Consider the following 22,002-nt stretch of genomic DNA (forward strand, 5'->3'; position numbering starts at 1 on the left):
TCCTTTTCCGCGGCGCGCGCGGCGCCGTCCAAGGTGTCGAGGAACGCTTCGGCCGCCCGCGCGTAGGCGCCGGGAGGACCGAGCCGCCCGGCGGCCTCGGCGATCCCGGCCAACGCCGCCTCCCGCGCCGGGCCGGGGCGCCCGAGCGCGAGCGCCTCCGCGGCGGCGCGCTCGGGGGTGAAGTCCCCCTGCAGCAGTTCGGGAAGGACGCCGCGTCCGGCGACGAGGTTCACGAGGCAGACGTACTTCGTCTTCACCAGCAGCCGCCCGATCGCGTAGGTCAGCGCGCTCGTGCGGTAGACGACGACCGACGGGACGCCGCGCAGCGCCAGCTCGAGCGTCACGGTGCCGGAGGCGGCGACCGCGGCGTCGCAGGCGGCGACGATCGGCTCGAAGGCGCCCGACAGCGCGACGACCGGCAGCCCGGCCACCAGGCTGCGCCGCTCGACCGCGCCGACGTCGAGCGTCTCGGCCAGCGGCATCAGGAACGTCGCGTTCGGCTCGGCCTCGAGGATCTTCCGCGCCGTGGCGAGCAGCGGGTCGAGCAGCCGCGCCGACTCGCCGCGCCGCGACCCGGGAAGGAGCCCGTAGACCGGCCGCTCCGGATCGAGGCCCAGCTCGAGCCGCGCCTCGCGCCGCGGAGGGCGCGGCGGCACGTCGTCCACCAGCGGGTGGCCGGAGAAGGTGACCGGCACGCCGCGCTCGCGGTAGAACCGTTCCTCGAACGGGAAGAAGACGATCATCCGCGAAACGCGCCGCTTGATCTTGCGCACGCGCCCGGTGCGCCACGCCCAGACCTGCGGGCTGACGAAGTAGACGACCGGCACGCCGGCCCGCGCCGCGACCCCGGCGAGGTGCAGGTTGAAGTCGGGGAAATCGACGAGGAGCAGCGCGTCGGGCCGCTCGGCGACGATCCGCCGCCGCATCGCCCGCAGCGCGCCCAGCAGCGCGCCGGCCTGCCCGAAGACCTCGGACACGCCGACCACGCCGAGTTCGGAGTTGTCGATCCGCACGTCGACGCCGGCCTCGCGCAGCGCGCGGCCGCCGACGCCGGAGAACGAGAGCGAAGGATCGCGCCGCAGCGCCTCCGTCACGAGCCCCGCCGCGTGGCGATCGCCCGAGGCCTCGCCGGCCACGACCAGCACGCGCCGCCCGCTCACGCCCGCCTCCCGACGGAGAGGTCGCCGGCGCGCTCTTCGGCGAACCGTTCCAACGCCGCCATCTCCTCTCCCAAACGTCGCGCCGCGTCGTCGATGTCGTCGTCCGGACCGACGACGAACGGCTCGCCGTACGCCAGAAGCGCCCGCGCGCCCGGCTTCGGCACGACGAAGCGGTCCCAGCTCCGCAGCTTCCACGCCCGGTCGGCGGCGAAGGCGACCGGCACGATCGGCGCCTTGAGCAGCCGCGCCGCGGCGACGCATCCCGGCTGCACGACGCGCGACGGCCCGCGCGGCCCGTCGGGGGTGAACCCGATGTCCGACCCGCCGCGCACGGCGCGCACCATCCCGCGGAACGCCGCCGCGCCCCCTTCGGTCGTCGAGCCGCGGGAGAGCACGTAGCCGAACCGCTCCACGGTGCGGGAGATCAGCTCGCCGTCCTTGGAGCGGCTGATCATGAAGACCAGCTGCGGCCCGACGTACGAGTAGACCATCATCAGGATGTGGGCGTGCCAGAAGACGTGGACGTAGCGCGTGCCGTTCCGCGCGTACTCCTCGATCGTCTCGCGCCCGTGCACCCGCAGGCGCAGCGTCGCGCGCAGGGCGCGGATCAACAGCGCCGCGGCGGGCGGCGCCGCGGCGAAGAGCAGCCGCTCCCCGAGCGGGGGGCGCGGCCCGGCGGCCGTCCGGGGACTCAACGCGGCCCGCCCCGGTTCGTCCGGCGGCGCACGCCGCGGTCGCCGTGGCGCACCGCGCGCAGCAGCCACGAGGCGAGCGGCGCGGCGACGTAGGCCGGCTTGTCGAGCATCAACGCGGCGAGAAGCAGCTGGACCCAGCGGCGGCCGCGCCAAGCGACGATGTCGGGGCGGCGGCGCGCGGCGAAGATCCGCACGAGCGCGCGGACGCGGGACGATTCGTTCGCCGCCGCGAGCAGCCGCGGCCGCGCGGCGCCGGGGAAGGCGCGCTCCAACTGCAGCGTGGCGAGGTGGAGCGGCGTGGACATGCCCCACGCCCGCGCCCGCGCCAGAACTTCCTCGGCGTCGAACTCGGCCGCGTGGACAAGGGCGAGGTCGTGCAGCCAAAGCAGCTTCGGCTCGAAGTAGTGGTACGAAAGATGGAGCGACTGGTGGAGCAGGAGGTCGGCCGCGCCGAGGACGCGCAGTTCGCGGCCCTTCCACTCCGCGGCGCGCGAGCGGGCGAACAGGCCGCCGATGTCGGGGCGCTGGCGCGTCTCCTGCGCGATCGACCAGTGCATCTCGACCAACGCGCCCCCTTCGGGGGCCCGCACCGGCAGGTTGTAGTACGACTCGCGCCAAAAGCGCCGCTCGGCTTCCTCGGGCGGCTCGAACCCCGCTTCCTCGAGGGCGTCGAGCGCCCGGTCGAGGTCGCAGGGATGGACCAGCAGATCGACGTCGGTCATCGGGCGCAGCAGCGACTCGGCGTAAACGGTCAGCCCGAGGGCGACCCCCTTCAGCGCGAGGAACGGCACGCTGCGGGCGGCGAGGGCGTCCGCCGCGGCGGACAAGGCCCCTTCGAGCCGCGCGCGGTCCATCGCCGCGTCGAGCACGTCGCCGCGCAGCCGCTCCCGCGCCGGGCCGAGGATCGCGTCGAGCCGTCCCCCGCGGTCGAGCGCCCGCGCCAGCAGAGGCGACGCCCGGTGGGCCCGCGCCTCGTCCACGATTTCGAGGACGCCGGCGTCGGAGGCCGAGATCACGCGGTCGGTGTGCGGATCGCCCGGATGGAGTGCGGCGAGCAGGCGCGCCAGCGCTGAGTTGGGGTCCAGTTCGCCCTTGGGCATCGAAATCTCCGGGTTCGGCCGCTCCGCGGCGAAAACTCCATTATCCCACTGGATCGGCCGGCGGGGGAACGCGGGTGCTGACCGCGGTCTCCCACGCCGCCTGAGCCCGTCCGGAGAGGCCGCGGAGGACGCCGGCGACCGCGGCGACGTTGACCATCGCCAGATAGAGCGGGACGCGCGCGGCGCGGCGCAGCGGCCCGGGCAGCGGCAGCAGCCCGAGCGGCGCGCAGACCAGCGGCGCCGCGGCCAGCGCCGCGACGGCCGCCGCGGCGGGCGAGCCGAGGGCCGCGCCGGCGAGGCCGGCGGCGAGGCCGAAGGCCCAGAAGGCGGGCGCCGCGTACCGCAGCAGCTTGTGCGAGGCGTAGGCCCAACGAATCCGCCCCGGCAGCGGCGCGAGTCCCAGCCAGCGCCAGCAGGCGACCTGCTGGGCGATGATCCGCACCTTCCGCGCGTACTCCTCGCCGAGCGAGCCGGCCGCCCGTTCGAACGCCCGCGCCCCGGCGGCGATCACCGTCGTCCGGCCGGCGGCGGCGGCGAGGAGCGGCTCCGCCGCGTCGCCGGAGATCGTCGGGGGGAGCGGCCGCCACAGTTCGCGCCGCAGGGCGTAGATGCCGCCGTTGGCGACGGCGAGCAGGCCGCGCGCCGCCTCGACCCGCTTGCACCAACTCTCGAAGCGCCAGTAGAGCCCTTCCCCGCCCGCCACGTCGGGGCGGTCGGCGTTGCAGAACGACACCTCGCCGAGCGCGACGCCGACTTCGGGATCGTCGAACGCCCGGGCCAGCGCGGCGAGCGCGCCGCGGGAGAAGCTCACGTTGGCGTCGGTCTGGACGAGGATCGAGCCGCGCGCGGCGGGGGCGGCGAGGTTGATCGCGGCCGTCTTCCCCCCCCGCCGTTCCTGTCGGAAGAACCGGACGCGCGGGTCGGCGACGGCGGCCACGAGCGCGTCGGTCCCGTCGTCGCTCGCGTCCGAAACGACGATCACCTCGAACCGGTCGGCCGGATAGTCCTGCGCGAGCAGGTCGGCGAGGCGCGCCTCGATCACCGGCGCCTCGTTGCGCGCGGCGACCAGCACGGTGACGAAGGGGAGCGGCGCGGCCGCGGGGAACCCGCTCCGCGCGCGCCGGCGCGGGACGAGCCGCGCGGCGAGCGGGTAGCCGACGTAGGCGTAGGCGACGACCGCCAGCGAGAGCGCGGCGGACAAGGCGAGAAGCGCGGCGGCGTTCGTCGTCACGTCGGGCACTGTAGCATCCGCCGCGCGGCCCCGTCGAAACGAAGCGTCGCCCCGCAGGCAGGCGGCGGCCCGTCTTGCCGATCGCCGACGAGGCCGTCCGCCGAGACGAAGCGGCGCCCCGCGCGGGGCGCCGCGGAAAGCGCGGGGTTCGCCGGCCCGCGAGACGGGCCGGCGCCGAACGGTCGCTACTTCGAGGAGCCCTCCGCCCCGTCGGCGGCGCCGGACTTCGACGCGCCCCGACCGTAGTAGCCGCGGCGGTAGTGGTAGTAGCGGTAATAGCTGCCGCCGCGCTCCTCGCCGACCTCGCCGTTGAGCACAACGCCGAGCAGCGGCGCCTTGACCTTCCGCAGCGCCTCGCTGGTCTGGCGCAGCGCGTCCTTCGGCGTCAGCTGCGCGCGGGCGACGAGCACGACCCCCTCGACCGCGGAAACGAGGTTGTAGGTATCGGCGAAGATCATCACCGGCGGCGTATCGACCAGCACGAACTCGAAGCCGCGCGCTTCGAGGTCGGCGATCAGCTTCTTGATCCGCTCCGGGTCGAGCAGCGTGGCCGGATCGGGCGGACACGGACCGCCGGGGACCAGCCAGAGGTTCTCGAACGCCGTCGGCCGCAGGACGTCGTCCACCGGCGCGTCGGCCGCGAGGATGTTGGTCAGGCCGGCGTCGGCCGCGACGTCGAAGACCTTGTGCTGGCGCGGGTGGCGCAGGTCGCAGTCGATCAGCACGGTCTTGTGCCCGAACGAGGCGAGCGTGCGCGCGAAGTTGGCTGCGACCGTGCTCTTCCCCTCGCCCGGGACGGCGGAGGTGATCAGGATCGTCCGCGGCGGACGCCCCGCCTGCGAGAGCAGCAGGCCGGAGCGGAGGGCGCGGAACGCTTCTTCAACGTCGTGATGGCTCTCGGTGAGGATCGGGGCGACGCTCCCCTTCCTCGAGCGCGAGAAGGCGACGCGCGGACGCGCCGGGCCTTCGAGCCGCGGGATGCTCCCGAGCAGCGGCAGACGGGCCAGCTCGCCGGCCTGCGCGCCGCCGCGGACTTTGTTGTCCAGCGCCTCGGCGAGGAACGCCGCGGCGACGCCGAGGAACAGGCCGAACGCCAGCCCCAGCGCGAGGTTGAGCCGCACGCGCGGCGTCGCGGGGCGCTCCGGGGCGCGCGCTTCGTCGACGATCGTCACCTGCCGCTCCACGACCTTCTTCAGGTCGGCCGACATCGACACTTCCTCGCGCCGCGCGAGCAGCCGGTCGAGCGCCGACTTCTTCTGCTCGTACTCCTGGCGGATCGACTCGTAGCCGCCGGAGGTGACCTGCGCCGACGCCGACTGGTGCAGTTCCGAGCCGAGGAGCGACGACAGCCGGTCGACCGTCGCCTGTTCCTGGGCCACGTCCGCCCGCGCGCCGCCGATCGCCTGTTCCTGCAGCTGCCGCTCCACGCCGTCGAGATCGTTCGCCGTCTGGGCGACGGCCTCCCGCAGTTCGCGGAGGCGCGGCCAGCCCGGCCCGACGCGTCCCTCGAGCTCCGCCATCTCGCGCCGCATCGCCGCCAGCGCCTCGGTGTAGCGCTGCACCTGCTGGTTGTTGGCGACCTCGTCGATCGAGTCGGCGGGGGCGTGTTCGTAGGCGTGCAGCTTCGCCTCGGCCTTGGCGAGGCGCGCCTTGGCCTGCGTCAGCTCGGAGTCGATCGACTCCAGGCGCGACTTCCCCATCTCGCCGCCGCCGCTCGACGTCGGGACTTCGGTCAGCTGCGACCGGGCCTGCGCCAGCTTGGCGTCGAGCGCGCGGACCTCCGCGCTCGCGTCCTCGATCGCCTTGGTGAGGAAGGTCGAGGCGTCCTTGCGCGCGTCGAGCCCGCTGCCGACGAAGTAGTCCCGGTAGGTCTCGACGACGGCGTTGACCACGTTCGCCGCCACTTCCGGGGACGGATGGCGGAACGAGACGCGGACCATGTTGGAGTACTCGACCTGCTCGATCTTGAGGTTGTCCTTGACGAAGCCGGCCAGCTTGAGGTCGTCGGGCGCCGCGGCGTCCCCTTCCGACTTGACGTCCTTGCCGAGCGAGGAGAGGAGCGCCTCGCGCACGCCGTGGCGGTCGAGCGCCTGGCGCAGCAGCGCGGGGTCGCGCAGCAGGAGGTACTGGGTCTGGTAGAAGCGCTGGATCTCGAACTCGTTGTAGACGGTCGGAACGACGTCCTCGCCCTGCATCACCTTCGGCGTGCTGCGCTCGATGACCAAGCGCGCCGACGCCTCGTAGAGCGGCGTCTTGAGGAAGGTCACCAGGCCGGTGAGCAGAAACACTTCGGCCGCGATCGCCGCGATCAACCAGCGGCGGCTCCAGAGCAACTTCTGGATCGCCGACAGACTCCATTCCGCGGCGCCGACCTCCGGCGTCTGTTCCCCTTCGTCACGCATCACGACGAACCTCCCGGTATCCCTCCGCGGGACACTGGCCGATGGGGGAGAGTAATCCACCCCCCGCCGCCGGGGCAACGTTCAAACGAAGGCCTTGACCCGGTCGGCCGCGTCCCGGGGCGCGACGAGGACGCCGCGCGGTCCGACGACGACCAGGCGGGCCCCCTCGCCCAACAGCACCGCCGCTTCCGCCTCGCCTTCGCCGACGACGAGCGCCAAGGAACCCGCGGCCCCTTCCCCGCGCAGTTCGATCAGGCGGGCCGGCCCCGCGTCGCCGCACGCCGCGAGCGGCGCGACGGCGTCCCATCCGCCGACGTCGTCCCACGCCGCGTCGAGCGGCGCGGCGACGGCCCGCGGCACCTTCTCCATCAGGCCGTAGTCGATCGACGTCCGGCGCGCCCGCTCCCACGCCGCGACGTCGCCCGAGGCGGCGTACTCCGCGACCGGACCGGCGATCTCCGGGCAGCGCCGCTCGAGCTCGACCCAGAAGACGTCGGCCCGCCAGACGAACATCCCGGCGTTCCACAGCGCCCCCGCGGCGAGGAGCGTCCGCGCCTTTTCCGGATCCGGCTTCTCGACGAACCGCCCGACGACGGTCGTCCCGCCGGCGGCCCGTTCGTCGGTCAGTTGGAGGTAGCCGAAGCGGGTCGAGGGATGGTCGGGCGCGACGCCGAGCAGGGCCAGTTCCCCCGCCCGCGCCGCCTCGGCCGCCGAGGCGAGGGCCGCGGCGAAGCGCGCTTCGTCGCCGACGCGGTGGTCGGCGGGCAGGATCGCCACGACGCCCGCGGGGTCCTCGTCGAGGACGCGGCGCATGGCGAGGGCGACGGCCGGACCGGTGTCGCGGGGCGACGGTTCGACCCAGAGGCTCTCCGCGTCGAGACGCGGCTCCCCCGCGGCCAGGACGGCGCCGAGGCCGGGCGCGGCGAGGGCGCGGACGCGCCCCGGCGGCACGATCCCCGCGAGACGGTCGAGCGTCGCGCCGAGCAACGTGCGGCCGCCGCCGCCGAGCGGCAGCAGCGGCTTGGGAAGGTCGGGGCCGGTCCAGGGCCAGAGGCGCGTCCCGCCGCCGCCGGCGAGGATCACCGCCGCGTCGGGGCCGCGACGTCCGGCGCCCTGGGTCACGCCGACCGCCGGAAGCAGTCCACGGTCTTGGCCAGCCCTTCGTCGAAAGAAACCTGCGGCGCGAACCCCAGGCCGAGGCGCGCCTTCTCGATGCCGGCCATCGAGTGCAGGATGTCGCCGGGGCGGGCCGGCTCGTGCAGCGGCTCGAGCGGGCGCCCGGTCAGTTCGGAGATCCGCGCCACCAGCCGCAGCAGGCTGATCCGGTCGCCGCAGGCGATGTTGTAGGCCTGCCCGCAGGCCGTCTCGGGCGCTTCGGCCGCGCGGAGATTGGCGTCCACGACGTTCGCCACGTAGGTGAAGTCGCGCGTCTGCTCCCCCGTGCCGAAGATCGTCGGGCGCTCGCCGGCGAAGGCCGCGGCGACGAAGCGCGGGATGACCGCCGCGTACTCCGAGGCGGGGTTCTGCCGCGGACCGAAGACGTTGAAGTAGCGCAGCGCGATCGTCGGCAGCCCGTAGAGGCGGTGGAAGAGCAGGCAGTAGGTCTCGGAGGCGAGCTTGTTGAGGCCGTAGGGGGAGATCGGCGCCGAGGGCATCGTCTCGACCTTCGGCAGCGTCTCCGACTCGCCGTAGACGGACGAGGACGAGGCGAAGACGAACCGCTTCGCCCCTTGGTCGCGCGCGGCCAGCAGCAGCAGCAGCGTGCCGTCCACGTTGACCAGATGCGAGGTGAGCGGGTCGGCCACCGAGCGGACGACCGAGGGAACCGCCGCGAGATGGAAGATCCAGTCCCGCCCGCGGGTCGCGCGCTCGACGGTCGCGCGGTCCCGCACGTCCCCTTCCAGCAGCGCGAACGCGCCGTTTCCCGCGGCCGCCCACGCCGGCGCCTCGGCGAGGTTCGCGCGCCGTCCGGTGGAGAAGTCGTCGAGGACGAGCACGTCGTGGCCGCGCCCCAAGAGCGCCTCGACCAAGTTCGACCCGATGAAGCCGCCGCCTCCGGTCACCAACGCGCGCATCGTCTCTCCCCTCTCCGCGGGTCCGTCCGTGGTCCGCCGCGCCGCCGGGTCAGCGCCCGACGGCGACGTAGGCGAGACCCTTCTCCTCGACGTCCCGCCGCTTGTAGATGTTGCGGAGATCGACCATCAGCGGCGTCCTGAGCGCCTTCTTCACCCGCTCGAGGTCGAGGTTCCGGAACTGGTTCCATTCCGTGGCGATGACGAGCGCGTCGGCGTCGCCGCAGGCGGCGTACTCGTCCGCGGCCGCCTCGCCGGCGAAGCCCGCGGCGCGCGCGGTTTCCATCGCCGCCGGATCGAACGCCTTGACCGCGGCGCCCGCCGCGGCCAGGCCGCCGGCGATCGCCAGCGCCGGCGACTCGCGCACGTCGTCCGTGTTCGGCTTGAAGGCCAGGCCGAGCAGGGCGACCGTCTTGCCGGCGAGGTCCCCGCCCATCGCCTTGCGGATCTTCTCCACCATCGCCGCCGGGCGCGCGTCGTTGAACGCCACCGCGGCGCCGACGATCGAGAGGCCGCCGCCGAACTCCTGCGCGGTCGAAAGGAGCGCCCGCGTGTCCTTGGGGAAGCAGGAGCCGCCGTAGCCCGGGCCGGGATGGAGGAACTTGCCGCCGATCCGGCGGTCGAGGCCGATCCCCTTCGCGATGTCGTGGACGTCGACGCCGCAGTTCTCGCAGAGGTCGGACAGCTCGTTGATGTAGGAGATCTTGAGCGCGAGGAACGAGTTCGCGGCGTACTTGATCAGTTCCGCGGCGCGCCGGCGGACCCGCACGATCGGCGTCTCGATGAGGTAGAGCGGCCGGTACAGGTCCTGCAGGATCGCCGCGGCCTGTTCGTCCTCGCAGCCGATCACCACGCGGTCGGGGCGCATGAAGTCCTCGATCGCCGCCCCTTCGCGCAGAAACTCCGGGTTGCTGGCGACGCTGAACGGGAACTTCCCGCCGGTCGTCTCGCGGATCAGCGCCTCGACCTTCTCCCCCGTGCCGACCGGCACGGTGGACTTGACGACGATCACCTTGTAGCCGTCCATCGCCTCGGCGATGCTGCGCGCCGCGGCCTTGACGGAGCTCAGGTCGGCGCGGCCGTGCGGGTCCTGCGGCGTGCCGACGGCGACGAAGATCGCCAGGTTGTCGCGCACCGCCTCGCGCAGGTCGGTGGTGAAGCGCAGCCGCCCCGCGGCGACGTTGCGCGCGACGAGCGAGTCGAGCCCGGGCTCGTAGATCGGGATCTCGCCGCGGCGCAGCGCCTGGATCTTCCGCTCGTCGATGTCCACGCAGGTGACGCTGGTGCCGAATTCCGCGAAGCAGGCCCCCGAAACGAGGCCGACGTAGCCGGTGCCGACGATTGCGATGTTCACGTGCCGTGTCCTCGGGGCCGCGGGCGCAGGCCCGGGCGCTTGGTTCCCCCGTCTCGTTCAGTTCCGCGCCGCGACGCCGCGGCGCCAGGCGACGAAGCGGTCGAGCCCGGCGGCGAGCGGAACGCGCGGATCGTACCCCAAGTCGCGCCGCGCCCGCTCGATCGCCGCGCACGTCAGGGGGACGTCGCCCGGCTCGGGCGGAAGGTGCTCGACGCGCGCCGGCTTTCCGAGCCGCTCCGCGAGCATGTCGATCAGCGCGGAGACGCTCGTCGTCGCCGATTCGCCCAGATTGTAGACCGCCGCTCCGCGCCCCCGCTCCACCGCGCCGACCACGCCGTCCACGATGTCGTCCACGTAGGTGAAGTCGCGCCGCGCCGTGCCGTCGCCGAAGACGGTCAGCGTCCGCCCCTCGTCGATCGACCGCGCGAACTTGTGGATCGCCATCTCGGGGCGCTGGCGCGGGCCGTAGACGGTGAAGAAGCGGAGGCCGACGACGTCGCCGCCGTGGATGTGGTGGTGCGCGGCGGCCTGCAGCTCGTTGGACCGCTTCGTCGCCGCGTACGGCGACAGCGGGCGGTCCACCGGCGCGTCCTCGGCGAACGGCGCGGCCGCGCCGGCGCCGTAGACGCTGGAGGACGAGGCGTAGACGATCCGCTTCGTCCCCGCGCGGGCGGCCGCCTCGAAGATCACCGCCGTGCCGCGCACGTTGACGTCGGCGTAGAGGGCCGGCGCCTTGACCGAGGGACGGACGCCGGCCTTCGCCGCGAGGTGCACGACGAGGTCGATCTTCCGCCCGGCGAAGAGCCGCGCGACCAGTTCCTCGTCCCGCACGTCCCCTTCGACCAACTCGAATTCGTCCCGTCCGGCGAGCGCGGCGAGGTTCCGTTCCTTGATCTCCCGCGCGTAGAACGGGTCGAAGTTGTCGAGCCCGACGACGCGCGCGCCGCGGGCGACGAGCGCCTCCGCGACGTGGGAGCCGATGAACCCGGCGGCGCCGGTGACGAGGACCGCGCTCACAGGCGACGGACGCGCGGGCCCGCCGCCGCGCCGAGGGCGCGGCCGAGGGCGTTGCGGGCGTCGAAGACCAGCGGCGCCTTCTCCGCGACGAGCGCGTAGTCGACGGAGGAATGGTCGGAAAGGACGACGACGACGTCCTGCGCGGCGAGCGTCTCCGCGGTCAGCGGCGCGAACGGCACGTCCCGTCCGGCGACCGCGAGGCGCGGCACGAACGGATCGTGGTACGAGACCTCCGCCCCGCGCTCCCGCAGCAGGTCGATCACGTCGAGCGCCGGCGACTCGCGCACGTCGGCGGTGTCCTTCTTGTAGGTCACGCCCAAGGCGAGGACCTTCGACCCGTTGACCGGCTTGCGCGCCTCGTTGAGCAGCAGCCCCACGCGGTCCACGACGTGCCGCGGCATCCCGCGGTTGATCTCCGCCGCCAGGTCGATGAACCGGGTGAAGAAGTTCATCGAACGCAGCTTCCAGCTCAGGTAGTGCGGGTCGATCGGGATGCAGTGCCCGCCGAGCCCCGGCCCCGGATAGAACGGCATGAAGCCGAACGGCTTGGTCGCCGCGGCGTCGATGATCTCCCAGACGTCGAGCCCCAGCCGCTCGCAGACCTGCGCGATCTCGTTGACGAGGCCGATGTTGATCAGCCGGAAGGTGTTCTCGAGCAGCTTGACCATCTCCGCCGCGGCCGCGGAGGAGACGACGTGGACCTCGGGGATCGCCAGGCGGTAGAGGGCCGCCGCCGCCGCGCCGCACTCCGGCGTCGCGCCGCCGACGACCTTCGGCGTGTTCTCGGTCTTGAAGCGCGGGTTGCTCGGATCGACCCGCTCCGGCGAGAAGGCGAGGAAGAAGTCGCGCCCGACCTTCAGCCCCCCCGCCTCGAGCCGCGGCTGGACGACCTCGGCGGTGGTGCCGGGATAGGTGGTGGACTCCAGCACGATCAGTTGCCCGCGCCGCAGGCGCCGAGCGACGGCGTCGGTCGCGCCGACGACGAACGAGATGTCCGGATCGAGGGTCTTGCGCAGCGGCGTCGGCACGCAGATCAGCACGGCGTCCGCCTCGCCCAGCCGGTCGAAGTCGGCCGTGGCCTCGAGCCGGCCCGCCTCGACCTGCGCGCGGAGCTGCGCGTCGGAGACGTCGCCGATGTACGACCGTCCGGCGTTGACCGCGGCCGCCTTCGCGGCGTCCACGTCGAAGCCGAGGACGCGGCAGCCGCGGCGGGCGAAGACCTCGGCCAACGGGAGCCCGACGTACCCCAGGCCGACGACGCCGACCTGCGCCGAACGATCGGCCACGCGCGCCAAAAACTGATCGACCAGCTCTCCCACCTCTGCTCCTCCCCGACCCCGCGGCGGGGTCCGAAGAGTATACGCCGCGGCGTCCGGCCGGCCCGCGGCCGCGCGCGGCGGCGCAAGCCGCGCTATCCTCGCCGCATGTACCGCTTTCTGCTGGTGACGCTCGTCCACATCTTCGTGATGCCCCCGCTCGCCCTGTTCGGGACGCTGGTCATGCTCGTCGCGCCGCGCACCGAGATGGTCCCGCGCGTCGCGAGGGCTTGGTCCCGCGTCGCGCTCCGCGCCGCCGGGGTCCGCGTCACGATCCACGGCCGCGAGCGGATCGAGGCGACCCGCCCGGCCGTCGTCGTGATGAACCACACCTCGGCGATCGACATCTACGTCGCCTGCGGCTACCTGCCGATTCCGTTCCGCATGGTCGCCAAAGAGCAGCTCTTCCGCATTCCGATCTTCGGCTGGGCGCTGCGCGTGGCCGGCTTCGTGCCGCTGGAACGGTCGGGCGGCCGGGCCGACCTCCGCCGCCTCAAGGGGATCCGCTGGGACAAGCGGCGCCGCGCGGTGATCTGCTTCTTCCCCGAAGGGACGCGCAGCCGCGACGGCCGCCTCGCCCGCTTCAAGCGGGGCGCCTTCGCCGTGGCGCTGCGCGAGCGGCTGCCGGTGCTGCCGGTCGCGATCGTCGGCGCGTGCAAGATCCAGGCGGCGCGCGGCTGGCGGATCGCGCCCGGCGAGGTCGAGGTCCGCGCGCTTCCGCCGCTCGACGGCGCGGTCTCCGGCGACGCGGACCGCGACGCGCTCTGCGACGCGGCCCGCGCGCTGATTCTCGAGGCGCTCCCCGACGACCAGCGTCCCGCGGCCGAACTCCGGCCATGACCTTCGAAGAGGCGACGGGCCGGCTCGCCGCGCGCGCCGCGCGCGACCCGCTGCTCGCCCCGCTCGCCCGCGCCGCGCGCGACCGCGGCTGGCGCGTCTGGCTGGTCGGCGGTTTCGTGCGGGACCTGCTGCTCGGCCGGACCCGCGCCGGCCGCGACGTCGATCTCGTCGTCGGCGAGCCGCGGCGCGAGATCCTCGCCTGGCTCGCCGAGCGTTCCGGACACGCGCCGGTGACGTTCGCCAAGCGGGTCGTGGACCACCGGATGGCGATCGCCGGGCGGGAGCTCGACGCGGTCGAGTTGGACGAGCGGCCGCTCGCCCTTGAACTCGCGCGGCGCGACTTCAAGGCCAACGCCGTCGCCTTCGACCTCGCCGCCGCGGCGCTCGAGGATCCTCTCGGCGGCGTGGCCGACCTCGCCGCCGGGGCGCTCGACCCGCCGCGCGACGACGCCTTCGTCGACGATCCGCTGCGGCTGCTGCGCGGCCCGCGGATCGCGGCGGAGATCCCCGCCCTCGCCCTCACCCCGCGCGCCCGCGCCCTCGCCGCGCGCGACGCGGCGCTCCTCGCCGGCGCGGCGCCGGAGCGGGTCGTCGCCGAGATCGACCGGATGCTGCTCGCGCCGCGCCCCTCGCGCGCGGTCGCGGAACTGGACGCGCTGGGCCTCGCGGAGGTCGTCCTGCCGGAGATCGCCGCGGCGCGCGGCGTCGCGCAGAACCGCCACCATCACCTCGACGTCTGGGGCCACACGCTCGCGGCGCTCGCCGCAGCCGACCGCCCGCGGCTGCTGGGGCGCGGCGTCGTCCCGCCGGAGCGCCTTCCGGCGGGCGAGCGGCTGGCGACGCTGCGCTGGGCGCTGCTGCTGCACGACCTCGGCAAGCCGGCGACGCGCGCCGTCCGTCCGAACGGCGAAGCGTCGTTCTTCCGCCACGAAGTGGTCGGCGCGGAGATCGCGGAACGGATCGCGAAGCGGCTCTGCTTCGGCCGCGCCCGCGCCGCGGCGCTGACGACGCTCGTCCGCCTGCATCTGCGGCTCGTCGTGCCGACCGAAGGACTTCTCTCCCGCCGCGCCCTCGGGCGGATCGCGCGGGAGGCGGGGGACGCGGCGGAGCCGCTCGCGCTGCACGCCCTCGCCGACCAGGCGGCGAGCCGCGGCGTCGGCCACCGCGCGGTGCGCGCCGCGCTGCGCGAGACCTGCCGCCGCTTCCTCGCCGTGCGCGACGAGTTGGCCGCGGCGCGCGCCGCCGGTCCGCTCGTGGACGGCCGCGCGGTGATGCGCGCGCTCGGCGTCGCCGAAGGGCCGGAAGTCGGGGCCGCGCTGCGGGAAATCGAGGAGCTGCGCCTCGCCGGACGGCTGAAGACGGCGGACGACGCGCTCGCCTATCTCGCCGCGCGACGCCGCTGACGGGACGCGGCGCCGCCGCATCCTCGATGCGCGGACCCAAGCCGGACGCTGCGGGAGACCGCGGCCGACTCAGGCAAAGGCGCCGCCGTCACTCCGAGATGCGCGCCTCGATGTCGGCCATGCTGGCCTTGATCTCCTCGAGCCGCGCGTAGTTCGCCGCGAGGCGCGCGCCGACGTCGGCGATCTTCGCCTCCAGCCCGGCGCGGACTTCGTCCTCGCGCCCGCCGGGGCGCAGGCCGCGCAACGTCGCCTCCCAGCGCTCGATGTGGCCGCGGTCGCGGGCCATCGACTCCTCGATCGCCGCGACCTGCCGCCGCCGCCGCTCCAGCGCCTCGTCGAGCGCCCGCTTGCGCGACTCCTTCCGCTCGTCCCGCTGCGCGTTCGCCTTCTCGAAGACGGCGTTCCCCGCGGCGCGGAACCGCTCCCAAAGTTCGGTGCGGACGGCGCGCGGCGCGGGGCCGACCGTCTTCCACTCCGCCTGCAGCTCGCGGATCCGCCGGCAGGCCGCGCCGACGTTCGCCGACTGGACGAGCGACTCGGCCTCGGTCACCAGCGCTTCGACGGCGGCCAGATTGGCGCCCGCCCCCTGCTCGTTCGCCTTCTCGAAGACGGCGTTCCCCGCGGCGCGGAAGCGGTCCCACAGTTCGGTCCGGACCGCCTTGGGCGGCGCGCCGATCGTCTTCCACTCCGCCTGCAGCTCGCGGATCCGGCGGCAGGCCGCGGCGAGATCCTCGGACGGAACGAGCGCCTCGGCCTCGGCGACGAGCGCCTCCTTCCGCCGGCGGTTCTCCTCCTGCTCGCGGCGCAGGTCCTTGTAGTGCTCGGCGCGCCGCTCGAAGATCGCCGCGCGCGCCGCGCCGAACCGCTTCCAGAGCGCCTCGTCGAACTCGCGCCCCGCGGAACCGGCCGCCTTCCACTCTTCCATCAGCGCGTCGAACGCCTCGGCCGCGCCCCGCCAGTCCTCCGAGTCGAGCAGCGCCTCGGCCCGGCCGCAGAGCGCCTCCTTCTTTCCCTTGGCGTCGTCGCGCTGCAGCGCGCGCCGCTCGAGGTCGAGCGCGCGGCGGTCGAAGAAGTGATTGAGCGCGCCGCGGAAGCGGCCCCACAGGACTTCGTCGAGATCGACTTCCGCCCCGTCGGGCGTCTCGGCCGGCGCCATGCCCGCCGAGCCGATCGACTTCCACTCTTCGCGGAACCCCTTGAGCGTCTCCGCGGTCGCCTTCCACGTCGTGGAGTCCTGCAGCTCCTCGGCGCGGCGGCAAAGGTCTTCCTTCTTCGCCCGCTCGACGACCTGCGCGTCGAGCACGGCCCGCTCCATCGCGTCGAGGCGGTCGGCGATCTCTTCGACTCCCGCGGCGCGCGCGGCGTCGCGCAGACGGCGCACGCGGTCGACGTAGAGGCCGGCGCGGGCGCCGGCGATCTTCGCCTCGAGGCGCGCCAGCTCGTCGCCCAGGCGGCGGCGCTGCGCGTCGGCGGTCGGCGCGGCGGGCTCGGCCGAGAGCGGCGCGGCGGCTTCGGTCGAGAGCGGCGCGGCGGGCTCGGCCGAAGCCGGCCCTTCCGGCGCCCCCTCGCGGGGCCGCTCTTCCGCGGAAGCTGCGGGCTGCGTCTGTCCGGCGGGTTGGGCAGTCGTTTCGGCGTCGGGGGTCGTGGAGGCGTTGTCGTCGCGGTCGTCGGTCATGGGGCGGAGACCTCGGTCGGTGAATTCGGAAATCGCTCAGTCGCGCGGGCGATGATACGACTTCGCGGCGTCGCGGTCCCGTCCCCTCCGTATCCTCTCCGCCGCGCGGCGCATCTCGAAGCGGACGCCGCGGCGCCGCGGCGGGCTGCGAGGGATAAGCTTACCGACTTGCAAGAGGCGCGTTCGCCGACTTACACTCCCGTCGTGCGAGGCTAGCCGAACGTGACGCAGGCGACGAAGGTCCTCACCGCGGTCTTTTTGGCCTTGGCGACCGTCCCCGCCGCGAAGGCGCTGTCGGACGACACCTGCCTCTCCTGTCATTCGACGAAGGACGCCTTCGCCGACGCCGGGGAACGGGCCGGACGGCTCGTCGTCCCCCCCGACGCCCTCAAGGGGTCGAAGCACGAGGGGTTCGCCTGCACCCAGTGCCACGCCGATCTGGCCAAGGACGACGCGCCGATCCCCCACCCGGCGCGGCTCGCGCCGGTCGACTGCGGCGCCTGCCACGCCGAGGTCGCCGAGACGCTCCGCAAGACCTCCGTCCACGCGTCGGGAATGAAGCCGCGCGAGGGGGCGAAGTCCCCCTGCGCCGACTGCCACGGCTCGCACCAGATCCGCGGCAAGGACGACGCCGCGGCGGCGATCAATCCGAAGCGGCTCGCCGACACCTGCGGCGCCTGCCACGCGGCGAAGGACGGCAAGGACGTCGTCGGCGAGTGGAAGCGCTCGATCCACGGGCGCGCCGTGCTCGTCTACGAGATCGCCGAGGCGCCGACCTGCGCCGCCTGCCACAAGCCGCACGAGATCCGGCGCATCGCCGATCCGGAGAACCCGCTCAATCGCCGCAACCGGATGAAGGTCTGCGCCTCCTGCCATCCCTCCGAATCGGCCGCCGTCCTGCGCGGCGCGCACGGCAAGGGCTGGGCCGCCGGCAACGCCGACGCGCCGGTCTGCACCGACTGCCACGGGGCCCACGACATCGACCGGCCGAACGAACGCGCGTCGCGCGTCTACGCCGGGCGCGTCGCCGCGACCTGCGGCCGCTGCCACGGCGACCCGGCGCTGGCCGCGCGCAACAACCTCAAGGCCGACCGCGTCTCGACCTACCAGAACTCGTACCACGGCAAGGGGAGCCTCTGGCACAGTTCCAACGTCGCCAACTGCGCCTCCTGCCACCAGTACCACGACGTCCGCGGCTCGTCCGATCCGGCGTCGCCGATCAACGACAAGAACATCCGGGCGACCTGCGGCCGTCCCGACTGCCACCCGAACGCGACCGCCGAGTTCGCGCGCCTGCCGGTCCACGCCGGCGCCGACGCGCGGGGCCGCGGCCTGCTGCGCTCGATCAAGATCTCCTACCTGCTGCTGATCTTCGGCACGCTCGGCGGGATGGCGCTGCACCAGCTCCTCGAGCTCTTCCGGCTGTTCCGCGCCCGCCGCCGCCCCATCGAGGCCGATCCGGGGGACGTCGCCCCGCCGCGGGCGCCGCCGCTCTCGCGCCTCGAGGTCAAGGGCGGCCGCTACGTCGTCCGCCGCTGGGACCCGAACATGGTCGTGCAGCATCTCCTGCTGACGATCACGTTCACGACGCTCGCCGCGACCGGATTCCTGCTCGAACTCCCCGCGGCGGCGGCGGGGAACCTCGGCGCGCAGGCGTTCGCCCTCCGCGCGAACCTCCACCGCATCGCGGCGGTGCTGCTCCTCGCCGTCGGGGCCTACCACCTGATCTGGCTGCGGTTCACCGCGCGCGGCCGACGGGAGTTCGTGGCGATGCTCCCGCTGCCGCTCGAGGAGTTCCGGCACCTCTGGCGGACGATCCGCTGGTTCGTCGGAATCGACGAGCGGCCGCCGGCCGGGCGGCGCTACAACTACCGCGAGAAGGCGGAGTACTGGGCGCTGGTCTGGGGCACGGCGGTGATGGGCGCGACGGGGATCATCCTCTGGACCGCCCCTCGCTGGCACTGGCTGGTCGTCGAAGTGGCGCGCGTCGTCCACCTCTACGAGGCGATGCTCGCCGTCGGGGCGATCCTGATCTGGCATATGCTCGGCGTGCAGTTCAGGCCGGGGATCCACGGGACCCATCCGACGTGGATCGACGGTACCATCACGCCGCACCTGATGAAGGAAGAGCACGCCGCGGAGTACCGGCAGATGGTCCTCTGGCACGGCGTGGACCCGGAACGCGACGTGCCGCCGTCGTGGGCCGAGGAGTTGCCCCGTCCGGCGGCGCCCCCCGCGGCGCCGGACGGAAAGAGCCCGGAGGAAGGCGCGTCCGGCGCGCCCGAGTCCGGCGGAAACGAGCCGCGCCGAGCCTGAGGGGCCGCGGCCGCAACAGAGCTGTTCGACGGAGGATCGACGATGAAGAAGTTCGCGCTCGTGGTCGCCGGCCTCTTGGCCGCGTCGGCGTGGTCGTTCGCCGGCGCGCCGCCGGAGACCAAGAAGTACGAGCCCAAGAACGGCGCGGTGACGTTCAACCACAAGGCGCACTCGGCCAAGTACGGGGCCAAGTGCGCCGACTGCCACCACATGGGGCAGCCGCAGGCCTGCGAGACTTGCCACAACGGCCAGGGAAAGGCGCCGAAGCTCTTCGCCGCCTTCCACGGCGACGGCAAGTTCTCCTGCAAGACCTGCCACGCCAAGGCGGTCGCGGCGGGCAAGCCGGCGCCGAAGGGCTGCACCGACTGCCACAAGAAGTAGCGTCTTCCGGAAAGACGGGAAAGGCCGCGCGGTCGTCGCCGCGCGGCCTTTTCTTATTCCGCCGCCCGCGCTCAGAACAGGCGCAGCGCCAGAACGAAGAACTCCTTGTCGCCGCGCGCCTCGGCGAGGTCGGAGCGGAGGGCGTAGCCGACGTCGAAGCGCAGGATCGTGCGCCACGGCCCGGCGAGGCTCGCCGCGGCGCCGATCCCCGTGGCGCGGGTCGCGCCCGGGGCGACCGAAGGGTCGTGGATGCGCGCGTGGTCGATCCCCGCGTCGAACCGCAGCCCCTCCCCCAGATTGAAGCCGTAGCCGACGGAGAAGACCGCCCCGCGGTCGAAGCGGATCCCCGCCCCGCCGAAGCCGCGCACGCGCGTTCCGCCGAGCAGCCCGAACTGATAGGCCGAGAAGCGGTCCACGTCGCGCGCGGCGCGGTAGTCGGCGCCGAACTCGAGCTTCTGGAAGTACGGCAGGAAGAACGTCTTCTGCGCCGAGACGCCCCACGTGCGGTACGAGCGCGCGCGGTCGAGTTCCGCGCCCGAGACGAGCGCGCCGTCCGGCCCCCAAGGCGCCCAGGTCGCGCGACGCGCCGCGCCCCAGCGGCCGGCGAGCCCCCAGCCCCCCCGGTCGTAGCTCAGCTCGACCTGCCCCGTCGTCTCCAGCGTGTTCGGCGGCGGCGTGAAGGAGCGCGTCGTCTCGTCGCGGTGGAAGTTGAGGTACGAAAGATCGAGCGTTCCCTTGATCTTCGCGAACCGGCCGATCGGGTGTCCGAGGTTGAGCCGCAGCGTCTGCTCCAGCCGGCGCAGGCGCCGCGCCTCGATCTCCTTGCCGAGGTCGTAGTCCTTGTCGAAGCGGGCGAACCCGACGGCGTTGAGCGTCGCGGCGCCGTCCCAGCGCGTGCCGAACAGCCCCGCCTTGTTGAGCGAGACGTTGAGCAGCGGCCCGGCGAAGAAGACGTTCAGGATCGCGCCGCGGCCGAAGGCGTCGATGTCGGTGTAGTCGATCCCGCCGAGCGGCGCGACGCCGTCGGTCCCCTGGTCCTTGTACATCCCGGCGACGGCGAAGAGCTGGCGCGGATTCCCCTTCTCCAGCACGCGCCTCGTGCCGTCCGGATTGCGGTCGAGCCATTTGTACCCTTCGGGCGTCTCGCGGATCATCTGCCGCGTCGAGGCGTAGGCCGCGCGACGTTCCTCGGCGAAGCGCGGATCGTTGATCCGCGGCGGCCCGAACGTCACCCGCCGCAGCACGACGAGGTTGCCGCCGGAGACCGCGTAGAGCTGCTGGCCGTCGATCTCGCGCGGCAGCCAGAAGACGGTGCCGTCCGGCCCCTCGATCGGCTCGTAGGTCTGCGTCTCCTCGTCCCCCGCGGCGGGAGGCTTGAGCTTCGTCTGGATCGTCGTCGTCTTCGCCAGCGCCGCGGTCTTTTGCTCGATCCAGGCCCGGCCGCCGACGAGCGCCAAGGCGCGGTCGCGCGGCTCGAAGCGCAGCCGCCAGCAGCGCCGCCCGTCCACCACGTCCTCGCCCTCGAGGACGTAGGCGTAGCGGCGGTCGAACGTCAGCTCCAGCGGCAGCGCGACGACCTTCTCCTTGCCGATGAACGGGGCCTCGGGGAACTTGTCCCACGAGAGGCGGACGCCGTTGAAGTAGGTGTCCTTGATCGTCCACTCCCCGCCCGTCCCGCGGTCCCAGGAGTAGTCGCCGCGCACCGAGACGTCGAACGTCCCCGTGACCTGCCCGTAGCGCAGGCGGAACGTGATCTCCCCCGTCCGCGCGACGCTCGCCAGACGCGCGTCCTGGAACGCGCGCCAGACTTGGTGCGCGGCGATGATCTCCTCGGCGGTGACGACGTGCGCGCCGCGCGCCGCCGTTTCCTCGGTCTTCAGCCCCCCGGCCGGCGAGGTCCGGTCGCGCTCGACGACGATGAACGACGGCCGCCGCGCGAGGCGCAGTTCGAGCAGCACCTTCCCCCGCGCCGCCGGCGCGACGCGCGCCCCGGGGGCGCCGCGCCCCGTCGCCTCGTAGATGTGGAAGGCGCGGCGCAGGTTCGTCTCGAGTTCGAGGCCGGCCGCGGCGCCTTCGACCGCCGCGTCCTTCCCCCAGACGACGATGATCTCGCGGAAGTTCCGGTCGTCGAAGAAGTAGGTCCAGCGCAGCGCTCCGGCGCCGGTCGTCGGCTCGACGCCGGAGGTGCTCTTCGGCGCGGCGCCGGCGTCGCGCCCGAGCGCCGCCGCGACGCCGGCCAGCGCGAGGCGCGCCGCGTCCGGCTCGGCGCCCGGATCGACGATCGCGAGGTCGGCGCCGCCGTCCAAAAGCTCGAGGGCGCGCGCGGCCGCCTCCTCGGCGGTCCGCTCCGCCGAGAGGCGCGGCGGCGTCGGGGCGACAATCCAGATCGACGCGCCGGCGTCGCGCGTCAGCATCGCCGCGCGCAGGCGGCGCGCCGCCGCGCCGAGATCCGCCTCGTCCGCGGCGCCGGCGCGGAGGCCGACCGCGTCGAGGTACGGGGCGAGGTCGCCCGAGACGGCGTAGGCCCGCAGCAGCAGATCGAGTTCGGCCTCGCCCGCGGCGAGCGCGCCGACGCCCGCGCCGGGCGCCTCGGAGCGGAGCGTGACCGAGGCCGACTTCAGTTCGTAGTCGGCGAGCCGCGCGTCGTCCGGCGAGCCCGGGGCGGGCGCGACGTCGGCGAGCAGGAACCACGCCGCGCGTCCCGCCGCCCGGCGCGCGAGGTCGCGGAGGAAGTCGCTGAACGCCTTGCGGAAGGCGTCGCGCGCCGCGGCGCTTCCCGCCGCGCCGTCCGGCCCGCGGAAGCCGCGCGGGTCGCGCGGGTCGCCGAGCCCCGGCGCCGCGCCGCCGCGCACGAGGAGGACGGTCGGGCGGTCGCCGGCCGCGGCGACGACCATCCGCTCGTCGAACGCGCGCCACGCGGCGGCGGCGTCCGGGCCGACGAACGACGACCACGCGACCGGGACGACCGACCACGCGGGGGCCGGCGTCTCGCCGCCGCCGGCGGTCGCGGGCGGCGCCGGCCACGCCGCGGCGCCGGAAC

General features: G+C 74.0%; 16 protein-coding genes. 4 read left to right on the forward strand and 12 right to left on the reverse strand.

All coding sequences use genetic code 11. The features are described from left to right. The 10 genes from lpxB to LLG88_12955 all read right to left on the reverse strand — a co-directional run. The coding region (gene lpxB / locus LLG88_12910) for a lipid-A-disaccharide synthase (protein ID MCE5247806.1) at positions 1 to 1,160 on the reverse strand (1,160 nt) is incomplete at its 3' end. Beyond that, complete coding sequence (locus LLG88_12915; protein ID MCE5247807.1) at positions 1,157 to 1,855, reverse strand: lysophospholipid acyltransferase family protein; 699 nt, start codon at positions 1,853 to 1,855, stop codon at positions 1,157 to 1,159. The genes LLG88_12915 and lpxB, both read right to left, overlap by 4 nt. Beyond that, entirely contained in the window at positions 1,852 to 2,955 is a 1,104-nt protein-coding gene (locus LLG88_12920) for a nucleotidyltransferase family protein (protein MCE5247808.1), read from the reverse strand. Before LLG88_12920 ends, LLG88_12915 begins: the two co-directional genes overlap by 4 nt. Before the next feature lie 40 nt (positions 2,956 to 2,995). After that, the gene (locus LLG88_12925; protein MCE5247809.1) at positions 2,996 to 4,186 is read right to left on the reverse strand and encodes a glycosyltransferase; all 1,191 of its coding nucleotides are present in this window, start codon (positions 4,184 to 4,186) and stop codon (positions 2,996 to 2,998) included. A gap of 185 nt (positions 4,187 to 4,371) precedes the next feature. Beyond that, positions 4,372 to 6,588, reverse strand: a complete 2,217-nt coding sequence (locus tag LLG88_12930) for a polysaccharide biosynthesis tyrosine autokinase (protein ID MCE5247810.1) — start codon at positions 6,586 to 6,588, stop codon at positions 4,372 to 4,374. An 81-nt stretch (positions 6,589 to 6,669) separates the two neighbouring features. Further along, entirely contained in the window at positions 6,670 to 7,710 is a 1,041-nt protein-coding gene (locus tag LLG88_12935; protein ID MCE5247811.1) for a hypothetical protein, read from the reverse strand. Beyond that, positions 7,707 to 8,663 carry an SDR family oxidoreductase gene (locus LLG88_12940; protein MCE5247812.1) on the reverse strand — a complete coding sequence of 319 codons (957 nt, stop codon included), beginning with the start codon at positions 8,661 to 8,663 and terminating at the stop codon, positions 7,707 to 7,709. The genes LLG88_12935 and LLG88_12940 overlap by 4 nt, the downstream gene beginning before the upstream one ends. Positions 8,664 to 8,712: 49 nt before the next feature. Further along, positions 8,713 to 10,014, reverse strand: a complete 1,302-nt coding sequence (locus tag LLG88_12945; GenBank protein ID MCE5247813.1) for a UDP-glucose/GDP-mannose dehydrogenase family protein — start codon at positions 10,012 to 10,014, stop codon at positions 8,713 to 8,715. 57 nt (positions 10,015 to 10,071) lie between these two features. Next, positions 10,072 to 11,031: an SDR family oxidoreductase gene (locus LLG88_12950; GenBank protein MCE5247814.1), complete on the reverse strand. Its 960-nt coding sequence runs from the start codon at positions 11,029 to 11,031 to the stop codon at positions 10,072 to 10,074. Further along, on the reverse strand, positions 11,028 to 12,350 hold the full coding sequence (locus tag LLG88_12955) for a nucleotide sugar dehydrogenase (protein ID MCE5247815.1): 1,323 nt from the start codon (positions 12,348 to 12,350) through the stop codon (positions 11,028 to 11,030). Before LLG88_12955 ends, LLG88_12950 begins: the two co-directional genes overlap by 4 nt. Positions 12,351 to 12,455: 105 nt before the next feature. Here LLG88_12955 and LLG88_12960 point away from each other — a divergent pair, with 105 nt between their 5' ends. Together LLG88_12960 and LLG88_12965 are read left to right on the forward strand one after the other, a co-directional pair. Beyond that, positions 12,456 to 13,187 (forward strand): 1-acyl-sn-glycerol-3-phosphate acyltransferase, encoded by a 732-nt coding sequence (locus tag LLG88_12960; GenBank protein ID MCE5247816.1) that lies wholly within the window; start codon positions 12,456 to 12,458, stop codon positions 13,185 to 13,187. After that, entirely contained in the window at positions 13,184 to 14,590 is a 1,407-nt protein-coding gene (locus LLG88_12965; protein ID MCE5247817.1) for an HDIG domain-containing protein, read from the forward strand. The genes LLG88_12960 and LLG88_12965 overlap by 4 nt, the downstream gene beginning before the upstream one ends. Positions 14,591 to 14,678: 88 nt before the next feature. Here the strand turns inward: LLG88_12965 and LLG88_12970 are convergent, their stop codons facing one another. Further along, the gene (locus tag LLG88_12970; GenBank protein MCE5247818.1) at positions 14,679 to 16,265 is read right to left on the reverse strand and encodes a DUF349 domain-containing protein; all 1,587 of its coding nucleotides are present in this window, start codon (positions 16,263 to 16,265) and stop codon (positions 14,679 to 14,681) included. Positions 16,266 to 16,487: 222 nt separating this feature from the next. On the opposite strand from LLG88_12970, the gene LLG88_12975 reads away from it, so the two are divergent. Together LLG88_12975 and LLG88_12980 are read left to right on the forward strand one after the other, a co-directional pair. Then, positions 16,488 to 18,581, forward strand: coding sequence for a cytochrome c3 family protein (locus tag LLG88_12975; protein MCE5247819.1), 2,094 nt, complete (start codon positions 16,488 to 16,490; stop codon positions 18,579 to 18,581). Positions 18,582 to 18,623: 42 nt separating this feature from the next. Continuing rightward, complete coding sequence (locus LLG88_12980) at positions 18,624 to 18,962, forward strand: cytochrome c family protein (GenBank protein MCE5247820.1); 339 nt, start codon at positions 18,624 to 18,626, stop codon at positions 18,960 to 18,962. Between the two features lie 71 nt (positions 18,963 to 19,033). Here LLG88_12980 and LLG88_12985 read toward each other — a convergent pair. Further along, the coding region (locus LLG88_12985; protein MCE5247821.1) for a hypothetical protein at positions 19,034 to 22,002 on the reverse strand (2,969 nt) is incomplete at its 5' end.

Source organism: bacterium (assembly GCA_021372775.1).
Taxonomy (GTDB): Bacteria; Acidobacteriota; Polarisedimenticolia; order J045; family J045; genus JAJFTU01.

Coding starts and splice junctions, on each gene's coding strand:
- LLG88_12920 (MCE5247808.1), bottom strand. CDS start 2,955: ATGCCCAAGGGCGAACTGGACCCCAACTCAGCGCTGGCGCGCCTGCTC.
- LLG88_12930 (MCE5247810.1), bottom strand. CDS start 6,588: ATGCGTGACGAAGGGGAACAGACGCCGGAGGTCGGCGCCGCGGAATGG.
- LLG88_12940 (MCE5247812.1), bottom strand. CDS start 8,663: ATGCGCGCGTTGGTGACCGGAGGCGGCGGCTTCATCGGGTCGAACTTG.
- LLG88_12960 (MCE5247816.1), top strand. CDS start 12,456: ATGTACCGCTTTCTGCTGGTGACGCTCGTCCACATCTTCGTGATGCCC.
- LLG88_12965 (MCE5247817.1), top strand. CDS start 13,184: ATGACCTTCGAAGAGGCGACGGGCCGGCTCGCCGCGCGCGCCGCGCGC.
- LLG88_12970 (MCE5247818.1), bottom strand. CDS start 16,265: ATGACCGACGACCGCGACGACAACGCCTCCACGACCCCCGACGCCGAA.
- LLG88_12980 (MCE5247820.1), top strand. CDS start 18,624: ATGAAGAAGTTCGCGCTCGTGGTCGCCGGCCTCTTGGCCGCGTCGGCG.